Source organism: Halobacillus sp. SY10, from assembly GCF_045401165.1.
Lineage (GTDB): Bacteria > Bacillota > Bacilli > Bacillales > Halobacillaceae > Halobacillus > Halobacillus aidingensis.
Window position 1 is genome coordinate 3,606,576 of record NZ_CP174345.1, and the last position, 16,285, is coordinate 3,622,860.

At 41.8% G+C, this 16,285-nt stretch carries 14 protein-coding genes and 1 pseudogene; 3 read left to right on the plus strand and 12 right to left on the minus strand.

The features are described 5' to 3' along the window. Positions 1–469: 469 nt before the first annotated feature. Positions 470–637: a YfhE family protein gene (locus tag ACJA3J_RS18375; RefSeq protein WP_406944901.1), complete on the plus strand. Its 168-nt coding sequence runs from the start codon at positions 470–472 to the stop codon at positions 635–637. A 265-nt stretch (positions 638–902) separates the two neighbouring features. On the opposite strand, the gene ACJA3J_RS18380 is transcribed toward ACJA3J_RS18375, so the two are convergent. Beyond that, entirely contained in the window at positions 903–1,874 is a 972-nt protein-coding gene (locus ACJA3J_RS18380) for an S-layer homology domain-containing protein (protein WP_406944902.1), read from the minus strand. A gap of 893 nt (positions 1,875–2,767) precedes the next feature. Here ACJA3J_RS18380 and ACJA3J_RS18385 point away from each other — a divergent pair. Further along, complete coding sequence (locus ACJA3J_RS18385) at positions 2,768–3,820, plus strand: S-layer homology domain-containing protein (protein WP_406944903.1); 1,053 nt, start codon at positions 2,768–2,770, stop codon at positions 3,818–3,820. Positions 3,821–3,903: 83 nt separating this feature from the next. On the opposite strand, the gene ACJA3J_RS18390 is transcribed toward ACJA3J_RS18385, so the two are convergent. From ACJA3J_RS18390 to ACJA3J_RS18435, 10 genes and pseudogenes are all read right to left on the minus strand, one after another. Next, positions 3,904–4,299, minus strand: coding sequence for a DUF6241 domain-containing protein (locus ACJA3J_RS18390; RefSeq protein WP_406944904.1), 396 nt, complete (start codon positions 4,297–4,299; stop codon positions 3,904–3,906). Between the two features lie 865 nt (positions 4,300–5,164). Beyond that, positions 5,165–5,397 (minus strand): annotated as a pseudogene (locus tag ACJA3J_RS18395) (aldehyde dehydrogenase family protein); the annotation flags it as partial. Positions 5,398–5,455: 58 nt separating this feature from the next. Next, positions 5,456–6,352: an ROK family protein gene (locus tag ACJA3J_RS18400; RefSeq protein WP_406944905.1), complete on the minus strand. Its 897-nt coding sequence runs from the start codon at positions 6,350–6,352 to the stop codon at positions 5,456–5,458. A 52-nt stretch (positions 6,353–6,404) separates the two neighbouring features. Then, a complete protein-coding gene (locus ACJA3J_RS18405; RefSeq protein ID WP_406944906.1) occupies positions 6,405–7,484 on the minus strand; it encodes a Gfo/Idh/MocA family protein in 1,080 nt (359 codons plus the stop codon). A gap of 12 nt (positions 7,485–7,496) precedes the next feature. Then, positions 7,497–8,237 (minus strand): sugar phosphate isomerase/epimerase family protein, encoded by a 741-nt coding sequence (locus ACJA3J_RS18410; protein ID WP_406944907.1) that lies wholly within the window; start codon positions 8,235–8,237, stop codon positions 7,497–7,499. Between the two features lie 326 nt (positions 8,238–8,563). Then, positions 8,564–9,394 (minus strand): carbohydrate ABC transporter permease, encoded by an 831-nt coding sequence (locus tag ACJA3J_RS18415; RefSeq protein WP_406944908.1) that lies wholly within the window; start codon positions 9,392–9,394, stop codon positions 8,564–8,566. After that, positions 9,384–10,259, minus strand: coding sequence for a carbohydrate ABC transporter permease (locus tag ACJA3J_RS18420; RefSeq protein ID WP_406944909.1), 876 nt, complete (start codon positions 10,257–10,259; stop codon positions 9,384–9,386). The genes ACJA3J_RS18415 and ACJA3J_RS18420 overlap by 11 nt, the downstream gene beginning before the upstream one ends. A 1-nt stretch (position 10,260) precedes the next feature. Then, the gene (locus ACJA3J_RS18425) at positions 10,261–11,574 is read right to left on the minus strand and encodes an ABC transporter substrate-binding protein (protein ID WP_406944910.1); all 1,314 of its coding nucleotides are present in this window, start codon (positions 11,572–11,574) and stop codon (positions 10,261–10,263) included. A 2-nt stretch (positions 11,575–11,576) separates the two neighbouring features. Further along, on the minus strand, positions 11,577–12,482 hold the full coding sequence (locus ACJA3J_RS18430; protein WP_406946326.1) for a DUF1861 family protein: 906 nt from the start codon (positions 12,480–12,482) through the stop codon (positions 11,577–11,579). A gap of 35 nt (positions 12,483–12,517) precedes the next feature. Then, the gene (locus ACJA3J_RS18435; RefSeq protein WP_406944911.1) at positions 12,518–13,585 is read right to left on the minus strand and encodes a glycoside hydrolase family 130 protein; all 1,068 of its coding nucleotides are present in this window, start codon (positions 13,583–13,585) and stop codon (positions 12,518–12,520) included. Positions 13,586–13,855: 270 nt separating this feature from the next. On the opposite strand from ACJA3J_RS18435, the gene ACJA3J_RS18440 reads away from it, so the two are divergent. Further along, positions 13,856–14,911 carry a LacI family DNA-binding transcriptional regulator gene (locus ACJA3J_RS18440; RefSeq protein WP_406944912.1) on the plus strand — a complete coding sequence of 352 codons (1,056 nt, stop codon included), beginning with the start codon at positions 13,856–13,858 and terminating at the stop codon, positions 14,909–14,911. A 229-nt stretch (positions 14,912–15,140) separates the two neighbouring features. Here the strand turns inward: ACJA3J_RS18440 and ACJA3J_RS18445 are convergent, their stop codons facing one another. Further along, positions 15,141–16,277, minus strand: a complete 1,137-nt coding sequence (locus tag ACJA3J_RS18445) for a glycerate kinase (RefSeq protein ID WP_406944913.1) — start codon at positions 16,275–16,277, stop codon at positions 15,141–15,143. Positions 16,278–16,285 lie beyond the last annotated feature (8 nt).

Genomic DNA, 16,285 nt, shown 5'->3' on the forward strand with positions numbered 1-16,285 from the left:
TGAAGCATAAGGGCGGAACACCATGGATCCTATCCTCTGGTGTTCCGCCCTCTTTTTTCTAAAACAAAAAATTTACTATCCGCTAGTCAATTTTCATCCTATTATCGTTTTGGCCTTGGCTGCTTCTCTTCTTTACGATCATGAATTTGTGCATTTTTATTTGAAAGTTTTTTATTTCCTTGCGCCATGATGTGATCCCTCCCTTCGCTCTTAGTGTTTCGAAAGCTAAACGTTTTATTAGTGGCGGATCGGCAAAGGACTGATGATCGGATTATTTATGACAACGATCGCTTTTTTCCATATATCAATCAAAACGATCAATCATATATATACCATTTCACCTATCCTAACGTCATATATGGGCTCATTTCTTCTATAGACTTGGGACCAATACAAATGTGTGTTTATCAGGTCTTTTGAGAGGGTAAATTATGTACATAACCCAATTCCAATAGAAAGGATGAACACTATGTCCAAAAGAGCACAGTATCAACCTATAGGAGGTAATGGGGAGGAACCATCAGACGCACAGGAAGTCATTTATCCAAAAGAATTTAAGCAAGCCGACATTGCTGGTGGGTATCGCCAAACTGAAGTAAAAGAAGCCAAAAAAGAAAATCCTAACTTAAAAAAATAGCTTATCTTAAAGCAGCTTGTCTAAAGCTGCTTTTTTAGGTAATTGCGTTTCTAACAAGCGTGTGAGCACCCTCAATTAGGACGCCAGCTCGCTAAAAGTGGATTTCAACAACTAAAGCCCCCACTTCTTGAGTGATAAGAAGTGGGGGCTTTACCGGAATGTTTAATATTTTGATATGAACTTTAGGATTTACCATATGACTAGACCGGAAGTGGAAATGCCCCCCCCGATCAACCATTTGAGTTATAGGTCTTTGTGAGATAGTTTAGTTCAAAGCACGATACAAGAAAGCACTAAATTCAGCTCTAGTTGCTTCCTTGTTAGGACGGAATGTATTGTCATTATATCCTGAAGTGATAGAGTTGGAAGCTAAGGCATAAACATCATCGTAGGCCCAGTGAGAAGATTCCATATCCTTAAAGCGGTAAGAACTGTTTTTATTGCTGAATTCAAAAGCTCTATTAATAATCGCTGCTATTTCAGATCTGGTAATCGCTTCATCCGGTTTGAATGTACCGTTCTCATAACCAGTGATCAGACCAGCATTCGCTGCCGCATTGATGTAACCATATGCCCAGTGTGAAGAAGAAACATCTTTGAATTGGGCGGAGGAAGAAGGGTTAAGATCCAATGACTTGCCCACCATCTTAGCTACTTGTGCTCTGGATACACGATCTGTAGGTCCGAAACTTCCATCAGAATAACCATTGATGATCCCTTCGTTATGTAATTGTTTAATTTCATCATAGGCCCAGTATCCACTATATACATCACTGAAAAAATTGTTATTTAAAAACCTTTTGGCACCCGTGTACTTATCTCCCCAATAACCCGAAAAGACTGGGTCAATAGCAATTCCTCTACTTTTAGTAGCAGAAATCATATTCCCATCTCCCATATAGAACCCTACATGTGAAATCCCTTGTTTATGTGTACCTGAAAAGAAAACCAAGTCACCTTTTTGTAGATTTGATTTCGCTACATAGGTCCCCTGTTTATATTGATCATAGGAACCTCTTGAAAGATTGACTCCTACTTTATCCATTATGTAATATGTAAATCCGGAACAATCAAACCCTGCAGGAGTTTCTCCACTCCACTGATATGGCGTTCCAAGATGTTCTTTTGCAAGTTTGATCACTTCATTGCCTGAGCTCGATGCGGCCTGAGTATGCGGTACGAATAGGACCAATACCATAAGACTTGCTAACACGACACTGAAAATTCTCTTCCCCAAAAAATTGTACCTCCCTATTATGTATGAATGAATTGTTTATTCTCCTCTACAATCGTAGCACATTATATTTCGACAGTATTTTACATTTATGTAACAGATCCTCTGTTTTTCACCTAATTACGTTGGAAGCTAAAATACGCTTTCAGCTATGTTTTCAATGCGATTCAGAACCAACAAAACATGCTAACATGAACATACACTCATATATAATGCACAAAAAAGAGTAGTATCCATTGAAACAGTGATACTACTCTCTCCTTCAGACTCTACCTTTCCCCAAACGATAACAGCTCCTATTTGTATATCTTCTTATGTGGACTATCCTATTTAGGAGATAATCCCGTTCCTTCAATCATTGTCTATAGATGTCCTAGCCACTCCTTACAATGAATGCTCTTGCATGGATTCTCTATATCTATGAGAAGACTCAGACCCTACTTAACAATATAATGCTCATATAGACAACATTGTAAAAGAGCAATGACTGTGATAATCTTTCTCATAAAGAGTCACTCCTTTCAGGGATTAGTGTGGTTGCTAATCCAAAGGTGTATGGCTCTTCTTGTCATTTGTTAGCGATTTTAAAACACTTTACATAGCAAATTATTATCAAGCGACATTCCTGGCTACGTCTAAAAAGCAGGGTTATTAATTTGAATAGACTATTGCAGGAAAAGAGACAGAAGAGCAGAAGAAAACATGGGGATTGCAAACTTATTTTATAATGCTTAGAGCAATCGATGATCCAGCATGAGTGAATTTGGAAGAGTATTTATCTCAGTTTCATATAAAAGCGCCTATGTATTATCTTCATGTAACCACCCTTGAATCCCGGACATATCAGTTGTTTGCGAGTCAGATCCCTCTTAAAAATATTATAAAGGATGAATGTTTTGAAAAAATTATTGTTTATGACGTCTGTTGTTATGGCTTCCTTAATGATTCCTAACCTCCAAATTCATGCTTATCCATTTGAACCGGTCGATATTGAAGGACACTGGGCCTATGAAGAACTTGATCAGTTTGCGAAAGCTTCTCTTGTTCAGGGGTATGAATTGTCGGATGGTAAAAGAGAACTTCGACCAGACCAGTCGATCACGCGCGCAGAATTCGTAACTATTTTGAATCGTGCCTTAGAACTTAAAAAAGTAGATGGTGAAACGGATTTCCAAGATATTAAGGGTAAGTGGTATGAAGAGAGCGTCCGTATTGCTTCTTCCCACGGACTGGTTAATGGAGTCGGACAAAATAATTTCGCACCAAACCGTGACATTACACGAGCAGAAATAGCGACCATCATTATTCGAGCGATGGAAGACAGTGTAGACTTTTCTAAAGGATCTGTCAAAACGTTTGAAGACGTATCTCAGCACTGGGCATTAGAAGCGATTAATCAAGCGAGTAAAGTCGGCATTATTCAAGGTGTATCCACAACAGAATTCAAACCCAACCGAAACGCTAACCGTGCAGAATCCATTGTTATGATCAAGCGTGCGTTAGACAAAGAACAAAGTGATGCTCCTACGGAAGAATATCTGGTGAACCTCATTCACCAATTATCTGAAGAATGGACTTCTGCTCTTGAAACGAAGAATTATGAAAAATTAAGAGCAACACAAGATCGGACTACTGGATATTATGAAGCGATGCAATCAATCAGTAATTCATACGACATCAAAGGAATGGAAGATGGAAATTCAGTGGAATATGAAGGGACTACTCCGAAACAAGGACATGCCGTTCATATTGCCAATCGATTCGCTGATGTGAAAGTTACCCAGGGGGAAGTGGAAAGAACGGTGATTTTCCCTTATGAACGAAATGGAAGTAATGTATGGACTTCCTCTATCTCTGAAGTTGGAACCTATCGCTTCTATAAGGAAGATGGAACATGGAAGATTTACGACATTCAGTCTCAAGGGGAAGAAGGATTGCTGCTGTATTAAACGTCCTACAAAACCGCTCCAAAGCTACAATGCTTTGGAGCGGTTTTTATCTGGAAAGCAGATTTTTTCTAAAGAGGTGATTGTTAGAAGTTTCGCTTAATATATTCACGTTCCTCTTCTTCGTTCGTAAGTCCCGTCGCCCTTCCGATCGTTCCGTTTTGCCATTCCCAAATGGTATTGTGAACAGTCACGGCGTTGGAGAAGTCACCTTTGTCCCATGCTTCCAACGACTTCTTATAAAAATCAAAATGTTCGTAATGGTCTTCGGTTCCTTCCACTGATTTCAATATTCCAAGCATACGGTCAATTTGGTCCGCTGTCATTTGTTGACTTCCGCGCTTTTCGTTTGCTCGAACCTTTTGGTGCGTCATTTCGTGTATTTCCTGCCTAAAAGAACGTTCTGAAGGAATACCGTCTTCTTCAATTGCTTTTATTTCTTTTTGTTCCGTTGGTTCGTTGACTTCCTTCATCTTCGTCATGGAATCACTTTCTGTTTGAAATCCTGAAAAAACAACCCAAACTATCGCCCCAATTACTATAAAAGATAATGCCCCCAATGAATACAATGACCATTTTAGAATTTTATCCAACATATAGTTCCCCATCTCCTTATGTGTATATTTCTATTGTGGAAACTTAAATAAGTTATTCGACATTGTGTACATGTTGATTTTTCAATTCGACAATCATGCATGCCGGATGATCGTTCATCACTTAACCAGCACGTTAATCCAACTTTTTTGCTTCTAATTAAACAGAGCTCTTTTCAAATACGAATTCTTCACGGTTGCTTAAAAAAAGCAGTCCTTTCCTGCATGCATTTCTTCATTCCAATTCCTCTTGTTGTGGCAGGATCACTAAAAATACCAATAAAATATTTTCTATAACCGTCCTAGTAAGTACATTCTATGATTCGTACTCATTTCCCCAACCTTATGTATAGCTCCAATGTATCCAATTCAATGAAATTAAAGAGCCTCCCCCCCCCTCTAACAATTAGACGATTCTATCAGGAAAAAAGACGGTAACCGAATGAAAAATTTTGACTTTTATATTGCCCCGTTGGATCACAACTCATTTTAATATGAAGGAGGTGAAGAATTCGATGTATCTAACGATTAAATAAAAAGCAGGAGGCCGAATGATCAGCTTCCTGCTTTTCGCGAGTGTTCATTATTCATCACTTAGTAACTCTTTAATACTAATGAAAAGGAGTTCCCCATTCCATCTGTTACATCAATCATAATCTGCAGATGCTACCCATAAGAGAAATTAGATTTGTGCATGTAGTACGAAGTACCTGCAACTTTCCTTATTTTTTCATATCGGCTGCCCAGATAGAAATTGTTGTTTAGAAGCTTGAGCACCCATCATCACTTCCGTATCCAGTGGGTACCTACTTTGATTGCTTTCACACGCTCAAGTACACGCTCCATGAACTCCTCATAGATCTATTCATGAATTAGTGCTCGTGAAGGACACGTATAAACTTCCCCTTGGTTTAGGCGAACAATGCCTTCAATCGCTTTATCCAGATAGTCGTCTTCTGTGTCCATGACATCAGGGAAAAACATTAATGCAGATTCAAGCACCAATACAAAAGTTAGATTTCAACTCATTCGAGGTTAATAAGCTTCAACCCTTCAAAAGTGCTGCCCCGATCAATCCTGCTTTGGTTCCAAGACTAGCAGGTTGGATATTGATGGTTTCTTCCATCTCTGGATATAGGAAATCCTTTATTCTGTCCCTTAACGGAACCAAAATTTGATCTTTTGCCTGCATAACTCCTCCGCCGAGAACAAAAATTGATGGATCAGTAATATGGGCTATATTTGCAATCCCCATTGCCAAGTATGTAACCGTCTCTTCCACGATTTGTTGAGCTTCCTGGTTACCTTCTTTAGCCAAGGAAAACACTTCTTCCGCTCCACCTTCTATGGCGAGACGAGCTTTTCCTTTTCGGCCAATGGCTGTCCCAGAGGCCAATGCTTCAAGTGAACCTGCGTTTAAGTTGGACCAACTTGGACCATTGGGCTGAATAATCATATTTCCAATTTCACCAGCATATCCATGTGCTCCCTGAACAATTTTATTATTAAGCACATAGCCACCACCAATCCCGGTACTGACTGTAATATAGTAAACAGATGAATAACCTTTTCCAGCACCAAACCTTGACTCCGCTAAAGCCGCTGCGTTTGCATCGTTATCCAAAAATACCGGCAAATCTATTGACTTACGTAATCTTTCTATTAACGGTATCCGGTCCCAGCCAGGCAGGTTAGGCGGACTTAAAATCAAGCCTTTATGAGGATCAAGCGGACCTGGTGACCCAATCCCAACTGAAGTGATAGAATTGCCCCCTTTTATCTCTTGAATCAACCTTGCCATATTATCAATTACATAATCCGCCCCTTTTTCTGCCTCGGTACGGATACTTTTTTCATACAATATGTGAACAGAAGAACTTACGATGCCTGCACGCAAATTCGTTCCCCCTAAATCTACACCGATCGTTTTATGTTCACTCATACGGCAAGCCCCTTCTTTTTATAGCCGTGACGCTTCACAGTCTCTTTCTTCTTCAATCAAAATACACAGCCTTACCGGTTTTCGCAGATTCATAGATAGCCTCAAGGATATCACTTACTACAAGAGCCTGTTCCGGCTTCACTATCGGTTCCGTATCATTTAAAATACATTCAATCCATAGTCTTGCTTCACGATCCGCATCACTTTCAACTGCTCCGTCGAAAAAGGCTACACCCCCAGCATCCAAATCTGGTTTAATTGTATGGAGCTTGCCGTGTTTTTCGCCATTTATTCGGAGACCGTCTTTCATATCGGCTCCCCCATTGGTTCCACAAAGTGTAGTTTGGGCTTCACCGACATCCAGCGTGTTGAGAACCCAGCTTGATTCGAGAATCACCGTCGCTCCGTTTTTCATCGTAATCATACCGAAGGCTGAATCTTCAACGCTGAATTCCTTTGCATCCCATGGACCGAAAGCATTGGCTCTACTTTCTTGATCAGAGAGCTTATGAAATACGTTTCCAACAACACTTTTTACTTCGTAGTTATCCATCATCCAAAGAGTTAAGTCCAGAGCATGGGTACCAATATCAATCAATGGGCCGCCTCCCTGCTCCTCTTCGTTCAAAAACACGCCCCATGTAGGAACAGCACGACGACGGATCGCATGAGCTTTGGCAAAATACACGTCCCCGAGCTCCCCACTCTCACAGACATCCTTCATATATAAAGAGTCGTCACGAAAACGGTTGTTATATCCAATGGTAAGCTTCTTGCCTGTCCTCTTCGATACATCGACCATTTCTCTAGCCTCACTCGCTGTTTTCGCCATAGGCTTTTCACACATGACGTGGTTTCCAGCTTCAAGAGCAGCAATGGATATTTCAGCGTGGCTTTTATTCGGTGTGCAAACATGGACAACATCCAACTTCTCTTTTTCCAGTAACTCTTGGTAACTTGTATAAACATTGGCTTCACTTATCCCGTATCCAGCCGCAGCTTTTACCGCTCGTTCTTTCACCAGGTCACAAAAAGCGACCATTTCCACCGTATCCAGTTTTGCCAGGCTAGGCATTTGCTTTTCGTTCGCAATACCGCCGCAACCAATAATAGCAATCTTTAATTTTGACATAAAACGTTCCTCCTATAAGATCCCTCGTAAATAACGAAGGCTGATTTCAATACTTTCCATTTGGTCGATATCGAACGCTTCTTGTTCGACCGTATACCAATCAACTCCTTGCGCCTTCCCTTTGGAAACAATCTCCTTAAAACCAAGGACACCACTTCCTACTTCTACATTTCTTTTCTCGTTCCAGTTGTTCATATCCTTCAAGTGAAGCCATTTACATCGATCTTTCAGCTGATGCATAAGCTCGACAGAAGGGTTTCCGCATACCTCCGCCCAATACGTATCCAGTTCAAAGGAGACATGCTTACTTTCTGTTTCGTCAATCAAATACTGCAGCCCCGTTTTCCCTTCAAAAGTTTGGAATTCGAAATCATGATTATGGTATCCAAACAATATTCCACTTTGTTTACATCGTTCACCCACTTGGTTAAAAAGTTCAGCCGTACGTTTGTAGGCATCAGCACTATCGCGGTACTCTTCTGGCAACCCTGGGCAAATCATGGTGGGATTCTCTATTTCCAACGAATAATCAATGACTTTATTCAAATCCTTTTCTAAATCCTCGATGCCGATATGACTGCCGGCTGCTTTCAGTCCGTAGTTTTCTAACGCTTTCTTCAATTCTTTGCTGGAGGTTCCGAAATAACCTGCGAATTCAACACCGTCATAACCCACTTTACCCACTTTTTCTAATGTCCCTAGAAAATCTTTTTCTGCCAGTTCCTTCAATGAATAAAGTTGTAAACCGATCATCAGTCATGACACTCCTTTTTAATAGTGAAGATCTGTAAATCAATGTACTCAATATTTTCTTCTAATGTTTCATCCCATTCGTTGGCATAATCAGAACACCGTAAGGAAGATATATTTACATTCCTTTCGGTGTTCTAAGTTATAATGCAAGAGTCTGGGCGGTGCAGGTTGCAGCAGGTCAAGCTGCTTTTCCTGCCTCCCTTAATCCTGACCTTAACGTCACATCACGTCTCGATACTGATTCTTCAGGTTCAGGAGGGTTATATCTAATGTATAACAGAAATTATAGTAAAACCTCCGCAACAAAACTGTTGGGAGGTGCCGATTCATTTTAATACAAACTGCATTCCGTCTTTGAAGTTTTTACTGAAGATGATAAATAGAATGAGAATCGGTAAGGTTAATAACACTGCAGCCGCATACATCGGACCTGGATACCCTCCGTACGGACCAAACATTTGTGCTAGTAGCACATTCAACGTCAGCATATTTTCACTGTTTACAACAAGCATATCCCACAAGAGCTCGACCCAGCGTTCCATGAAAACAAACAGGAATACGATTGTTGTGATCGACTTGGACATAGGTAAGACAATTTTCCATACGATCTTTAATTGACTAGCCCCGTCCATTTTGGCCGCTTCAATCAATTCGTCAGGCAAGCCTCTGAAGTAGTTCGTATACATAAAGATCGCCCAAAGGTTGACCGCTTTTGGCAGAATCATCGCCCAATACGTGTCATACATCCCAAAGTAACGGATGATCAAGAAAAGGGGAATCAAGAGGATGACGGCAGGATAGAACATCTGAAACAAGATAATGTTATTGATCAAGCGATTTCCTTTAAATTTCAGCTTCGCAAGGGAATATCCGACAAGAATAGCCGTTGCTAACATGAGTATAGAAGATGTGGTCGTCACAAACACACTATTAAAGAACGCTCTTAGCCACGGACGAGCATTGACACCCTCTCCACCATTAAAAAGCCATTCATATGAGCGAAGCGTAAACTCTGTTGGAATAATTGTACGATCGACCTGGTCCCAAACAGCAAACGATCCGAGAACCATGTATATATAAGGGGCGACCATCACAATCATAATAGTGAAAGCAATGATGTATAACAAGGTCACTTTGTAATTGCGTTTACCAGCCATGCTTAGCCCCCCACTTCTCAAGAATTTTTCTGAACACTAGAATCGATCCGAACGTCACCAACGAGTTGATGACAGCAATGGCTGTGCCATAACCAGCATTCAAGCGCTCAAACGCCTGGGTATAAATTTCAAGCTGCCATGTGTGTGTCGCTAGATCCGGCCCTCCACCTGTCAGTACATAGGGTTCAGTAAAGATACCAAACATCAATCCGACAGCCAAGATGGTTACCGTATAAAAAGATGGGTAGAGCATTGGAATCGTTACATACCAAAATCTTTTCCAACCTACGGCTCCGTCAATTTCCGCTGCCTCATACACATCTTTTGGAATGCTTTCAAGCCCGGCTACAAACAACAACGCGTAGTAGCCTGCAAACTTCCATGCCATCATCAGAGCGATAATCAGAGGTGCAAGAATGGAAGACCCAAGCCAGTCGATATCCAAACCAAATGAATTCCTCAACCAAATATTAAATGGGCTATTGTAGGACAAAACTCCATTTACAACGATTGCAGACGCAACACCTGATGCTAAATATGGCAGGAAGAAAGCGACGGAGAAAAGTCCCTTGAATCTCGGCAAAGAATGAATAATGACGGCTAATAACAAAGCTCCCCCGACAACAATCGGAACGAACATCGCCAAAAACTTATATGTAACAAAGAACGCCGCTCGTACACTTTCACTGAAAAAGGCTTGAATAAAGTTCTGTATTCCGACAAATTCATAGTCCGGTGCGATTAGGTCCCAATTTGTAAATGCCAAATATGTGGCCCATAATAACGGGAAGAGAAAAAATATAAGCGAATAAATAAGGTAAGGGCTGGCAAACAGCCAGCCTAACCTCGCATTACTTCGTTCCATATTACTTCAACACCTTATTGATAGCGTCGGTCATATCACTCCATGCTTGTTCTGGAGATTTTTCTCCTTTGACGACTGGATTAACCGCTTCGGTACCGATTAACTTTTGCACATCAACTGTTACTTCGCTATCAATTGGAGGCACAGCATTCGGAATGTTCGTTGCATATTTCTGAAGTTCAGGATGTTCATCTAAGAAGGATGTAAATGCTTCGTTCGTAGCCAAATCATCACGTGCTGGCGGGAGATTTGTCTGTTTGAACCATTCAAGATCATGCTCTGGACTTGAATAGACCCACTTCATGAAGTCAAATGCTGCTTGCTGCTGTTCTTTCGTTGCGGAAGCATAAATCGAAAGACCCTTTGTATCCGCAAATGTCTTCGTGTTTTCGTAGTCTACAGATTCAGGAACCGGTGGCATCGCAAGATCATACGTTTCGCCAAGCTTCATTTCCGGGAATTTTTCAGCCCAGTAAGAGAACGTCCAAGGTCCAATATCCATCATGATTGATTGGCCCGTTTCAAAAGGATCGGTCGCTTCACGAGTCAAGAGCAGATCATTCTCACTTAAGTCTTTCAGCAGCTGTAGAGTAGCGACGCCTGCTTCTTCATTAGCAACCAGTTCACTTCCTTCTACAAAGTTGTTTCCTTCTGAAGCACCGTTGTAAAGCATAAAGAAGTCAAACCAGCGCGCCCACCATGTCGGCTTCACTAAATCCGCACGGGACCATAAAAACTTGTCCGGATACTCTTCTTTCAGCTTTTTACCAACTTCTAATACTTCGTCGTATGTTTTTGGCGGTCCATCAAACCCGAGTTCGTTCAGGATATCCGTTCTCCATCCGAAAAGCATTGCATTGGAATAAATCGGAAGGACATACTGTTGATCGTCCGAGAATTTCCACGTAGAAATCGTTTCTTCCATTTTCCGTTCTTTAATCAGCTCGTCATAATCTTCAAATTCATTCAACGGAACGATTGCACTGCTTCCAGCAAGCTGCGCAGCAAATCCCCGGGAAATGTTTTCTGAAATAGCTGGAGCATTCCCTGCTGCAATCGCTGACTGAATTCCAGCTTCTGAGGAGGGACTCTCCGGCATTGGGGAGACATTGATTTTTACGTCTTCATTTTCTTCCATATACTGTGTGGCCATATCCTCCCAGAACACTTGTTGAGATGGGTTTGGAGCTGCCCAAAAATCAAACTCCACCTGCCCGTTCGCTTCTCCACTGGAGCTATCCGATTGACAGCCTGAAGCGATCAGAGTAACGACAAATAGAAGAACTAAAAAACGATAATTGCGAAATTTTTTCATCTTCATTCTCCTCCTTTAATTTGAAATGGATCTGGAATTCTGATTCTATGTGCCTCTGCATCACTGACACCGACATAAAGCTCAACTTCTCCATTACCTAACTGTAAAAGTCCACCGCTAAATAATACATCCACTAAATCGTTACGTTTGGCTTCGCCATCAGGAAAGTCGTTTCGCGTGGCGATGATCTTCATATCTTTTAGTCTCATACCTTCACGATCAAGCACACAAGTGATCGGATAATAATGGCGGTTGCCCGTCTCATCGAATCTGGCAATGTGTCCGAGCATTCCAATCTGTCCGTTGTCTAAAAGGTAGAGTTCATTCGCTCCCCCCCATTCTTCATCAATGAAGTGTTCCTGTAATAAAGGTGCCTCTTCAATGACATCAGCCGTCAATTGATCAAGCGAATCAATCTCGGTATAACCGATTTTCCCGCGGCCGCCCTTATCTCCTTGTGGACGCGTACAAATTCCGATTCGCTGGTCAGATAATTCAACTAATCGAATGTCCTTCATTCCTTGAGGACCTTCAGCAAACCGCTGTAATTCGTTAATACTTCCCCCTTTATAAAACACTGTCTTCCAAATGAGAGCGCTTTGCTTATTTGGATGTGGCGAAACTTCCACTCCTCCAAAAACCAGTTGGTCGTGAATGTTCGTTAAAAACGGATCTTGAAGTTCAAACGTTGGGGATCCTTCCCTTGGAATCCAATGCCCTCCATCTTTCTTAAAGAACTTCACTTCGGAATACTCTGAATCACGAGGCTCTACTCGGCCTGCAATCACTTCTTCATTGTAATCTTTAAATGGAGCCGTAATGTTGTACACATCTCGCTCGCCAACAGAGGTAAAATGAAGTTTTTCTCCTTGGTTACGCAACGACTTTTTTTTGTATTGCTCCAACATTTCCTTTATCGTATCCGCCACAAGAAGTTCCTCCCTTACACATAGGATAGTCGTGATAATATGTCATCCAGTTGCATTTCACAAATGGCCATCGAGGTATCAGAAACACCATAGTAAATCCGAACAACATCATCTTGTAACGTGACACCACAGGTGAAAACAACTTTTCCAAAGAATCCATTCGTTTCGTAATCCGCTTCTGGAGATAATATTGGCTTCTCCGTTTTTGCAAGGACCTTTGAAGGATCATCTAAGTCGAGTAAGACAGCGCCTAAACAATAACGGTCATCCTTGTCCGCTGCATGGTAAATCTCAAGCCATCCCTGCTCCGTTTTAAAAGGAACCGCGCCCCCGCCAATCCTTCCGTTATCCCAACCATCTTCACTGAGCCCTAATAAGTGCTTATGATTTCCCCAATAAAGGAGATTGTCAGATTCGGCGATCCAGATCTCCGGTTGGCCAATACCTTTCGGGACCGGGCGATGAAGAGCGTAATATTTCCCGTTGATCCGCTCAGGAAAAATAGCGACATCTTTATTCTCCGGTGGGAAGATCAATCCTAAGCGTTGATAACTTACGAAATCTTTTGTAGATATAAGCCCTACCGCTACTCCTTTTTCTGAAATTGCGCTATATTGGATGTAATATGTATCATCAATTTGAGTCACCCGCGGGTCTTCAACTCCCCATGACTCTGCAACTGTACCCGGGTAAATAAAAGGCTCTGGATCAACGGTGAAGTTCTTGCCATCTGTGCTTCTTGCAATTCTTATATAAGATAAGGAAGTTAAGTAAGCGGTTTTTCTTTGCTTTTCATTAAAGAGAATCGTTCTCGGGTCAGAAAAGTCGAATCGATCATCATCCTTTTTCAGAGATAACACTCGAACCTGCGGATGATTGTTCGAGAAATCGACCAGCGTCGTTCTCACTTCATTTGAGCTGGTTGGAATCGGACGTTCTGCTACTCTTAAAAGCATTAACGTTTCTCCATCGCACTCCGCTACTCCTGCATTGAACACTCCGATAACTTCGTGATCCTCATGATAGGCTGGTACATCTTCTGGTTTTACTATTGGATTCTTTTCAAGACGTTTTACAATCATGTCATTCTGATCCCCCATTCTTTTTGAAAACCCTTACATAAGTTATTAAATAAAAAATCTGTAATGCAAATCAATCGAATTATTAAACCTAAAGTAACGTTACTTAATTACCTTACAAACGATTATACTACAGATGACCATTATGTCAACAAACTTTTTATTTACATAAATAGCAGGAATACCATTGAACTAACAAGGGTTATTGAGTATATTGTAAGTAACGTTACAAAAAACCATTCGGATTACTGATGAAGAAAGGTTGACTTATATATGGGAAAGAAAGTTACAATGCAAGACATTGCGAATGAATTAAATATATCGAAGAACTCTGTTTCTCAAGCATTATCCGGAAAGCCAGGAGTTAGCGAGAGCACGAGGCAGCTCGTGTTAAAAAAAGCGAAAGAAATTGGTTATCAATATACTCCAGCAAATGGTGGAACCGATCATGACTCAAAGAGGACAGGGAATATTGCCCTGATTGCTTCTGAGTTCGCATTCTCAATGAAGAGTTTCTTCGGAGAAATTTACCTAAGTGTAGAGGAAGAAGTTACAAAACGTAATAAAAACCTGTTGATTCAATCGATCAATAATCAATCGAGAGACCAACTCATCCTTCCTCCTTTTATTGAAAAAAGACAGGTGGATGGCGTTTTGATCTTATCTCATATTAGCAATGAGTACACGAACAAAATTTTGGAAACAGGTATTCCAACTGTTTTAATCGATCATCACCATCCAGATATTGAAGCGGATGCAGTACTGACCAATAATCGATTCGGCGCTTATACAGCGACTAAACACTTGCTCGAGCTCGGCCACAGAGATATTGCTTTTGTAGGGAACATCGATTTTTCCCCTAGCTACCAGGAACGTTGGGAAGGCTACCATTTAGCGCATAAAGATTACGGAGTAAAGCCGAAGAAAGACGTTCAATTCACCGATGCTTTAGAAGAAGGACCTGTTATTAATCATTTTATAGATCAACTGGAAGAACAACCGACCTCCTGGTTTTGTGTGAACGATGGATTAGGCTATCTCGTGACTTCCGGTCTTCAAGCGAAAGGATTTAAGGTGCCGGACGATGCTTCCGTTTGTAGTTTTGACAATGGCCAGCTGTCTCAGCTTTCAACTCCTTCGATTACAACAATGGATATTGACTTTAAGGCTTTTGGACAAAATGCCGCAGAGAAGTTGTTCTGGCGAATGGATAATCGCGACGCGCCTCACCAAGAAATTCTGCTGCCGGTTACGTTGATTAAAAGAGAATCGACTCAGAGTGTTCAGACTAATAGGCTGTTTTCCTTGTCGGAAAGTAAAAGTCAATAAGTTCAGAACCAATAACTGAGTACAAGTGGTGAAAGTGCTAGGAGGAGGAAAGGAATCCCTTTCCTCCTCCTAGCTAATTCTAAAGAAGATCTCACAATATATAAGCACTCTCATTCTCCGTCTTACAGTTGAAAATACTGAAAATGTTCTTCAAGCCTAAAGTATCCTCTCTATAGCAACAGCCATTGAACAGAAGGGCGTGCACGTTAACCTTTTGAGGTTTTCAAAATTAGAGAGGGGACAGAATGATGGTGCGCATGATGTTTTCGACGGTGAACGTAATGTTGGTAGATGCTGCTTCTCCATCCACTGCTTCTTCTAATGAGACCGGGCATCGCTGGATTGAGTAGACAGCATCAATGGCTGGCCGGAAATCGGTGGGATCGACTTTTCCTGCCATAGCAATTACCGGCTTATCAAATCGCTTCGCCATCACTCCGACACTTACCGGAACCTTCCCGTGCGCTGATTGTGCATCAAGGCTGCCTTCACCGGTTAACACAACATCAGCATCTTTTATTTTTCCCTCCAGCCCAGTCAGTTCAGCAATAATGTCAAAGCCAGGCTTCATTTGAGCGCCAAGCACCCCTGCTAACGCACCGCCTAACCCCCCGGCGGCGCCAGCACCTGGAATCTCTTGTAGATCCACACCATATTTCGCTTCTACAATAGCAGCAAGATCCTTCAATCCTTCGTCAAGCTCCATCACATGTTCAGGAGTTGCACCTTTTTGCGGTCCATACACATGTGCCGCGCCATCGATTCCGAAAAATGGATTCGTAACGTCACTAGCGATTGTTATCCGACAGTCATCGAGATCCGAGAGCCTTCCAGAATCATCAATCGAACGGATATTACCAAGGGGATTCTCACCTTGTCTAATTGGCTTTCCATCGAAATCAATAAATGTATAACCCAATGCCCTAAGCATTCCGGTACCGCCATCGGTAGTCGCACTGCCTCCAAGCGAGACGATGATATCTCTATATCCACGCTCAACCGCATCTTTTATCTGCTCTCCCAAACCATACGATGTCAGCTGATACGGATGGCGCTCTTCATCATCAACTAGTGTCAATCCCGTACTACGCGCACATTCCACAAGGGCCGTGTATCTTCCTTCAAATTCTATCACCCCGTAGCTTGTTTCAACCGGGCTACCGGATGGTCCTTCGACCCCAACAGCAACCTCTTTCTGCAAAAACGGACGTAAGGCATCGATCGATCCCTCGCCACCGTCCGCCATAGGAACGATAACAACTTCGGCAGAATCCATCACTTTTTTCACGCCTACAGCAGCAGCTTTTCCCACAGCTTCAGCCGATAGTGATCCTTTAAATGAATCAGGTGCGATTAAAATGTTCATCTCCTACT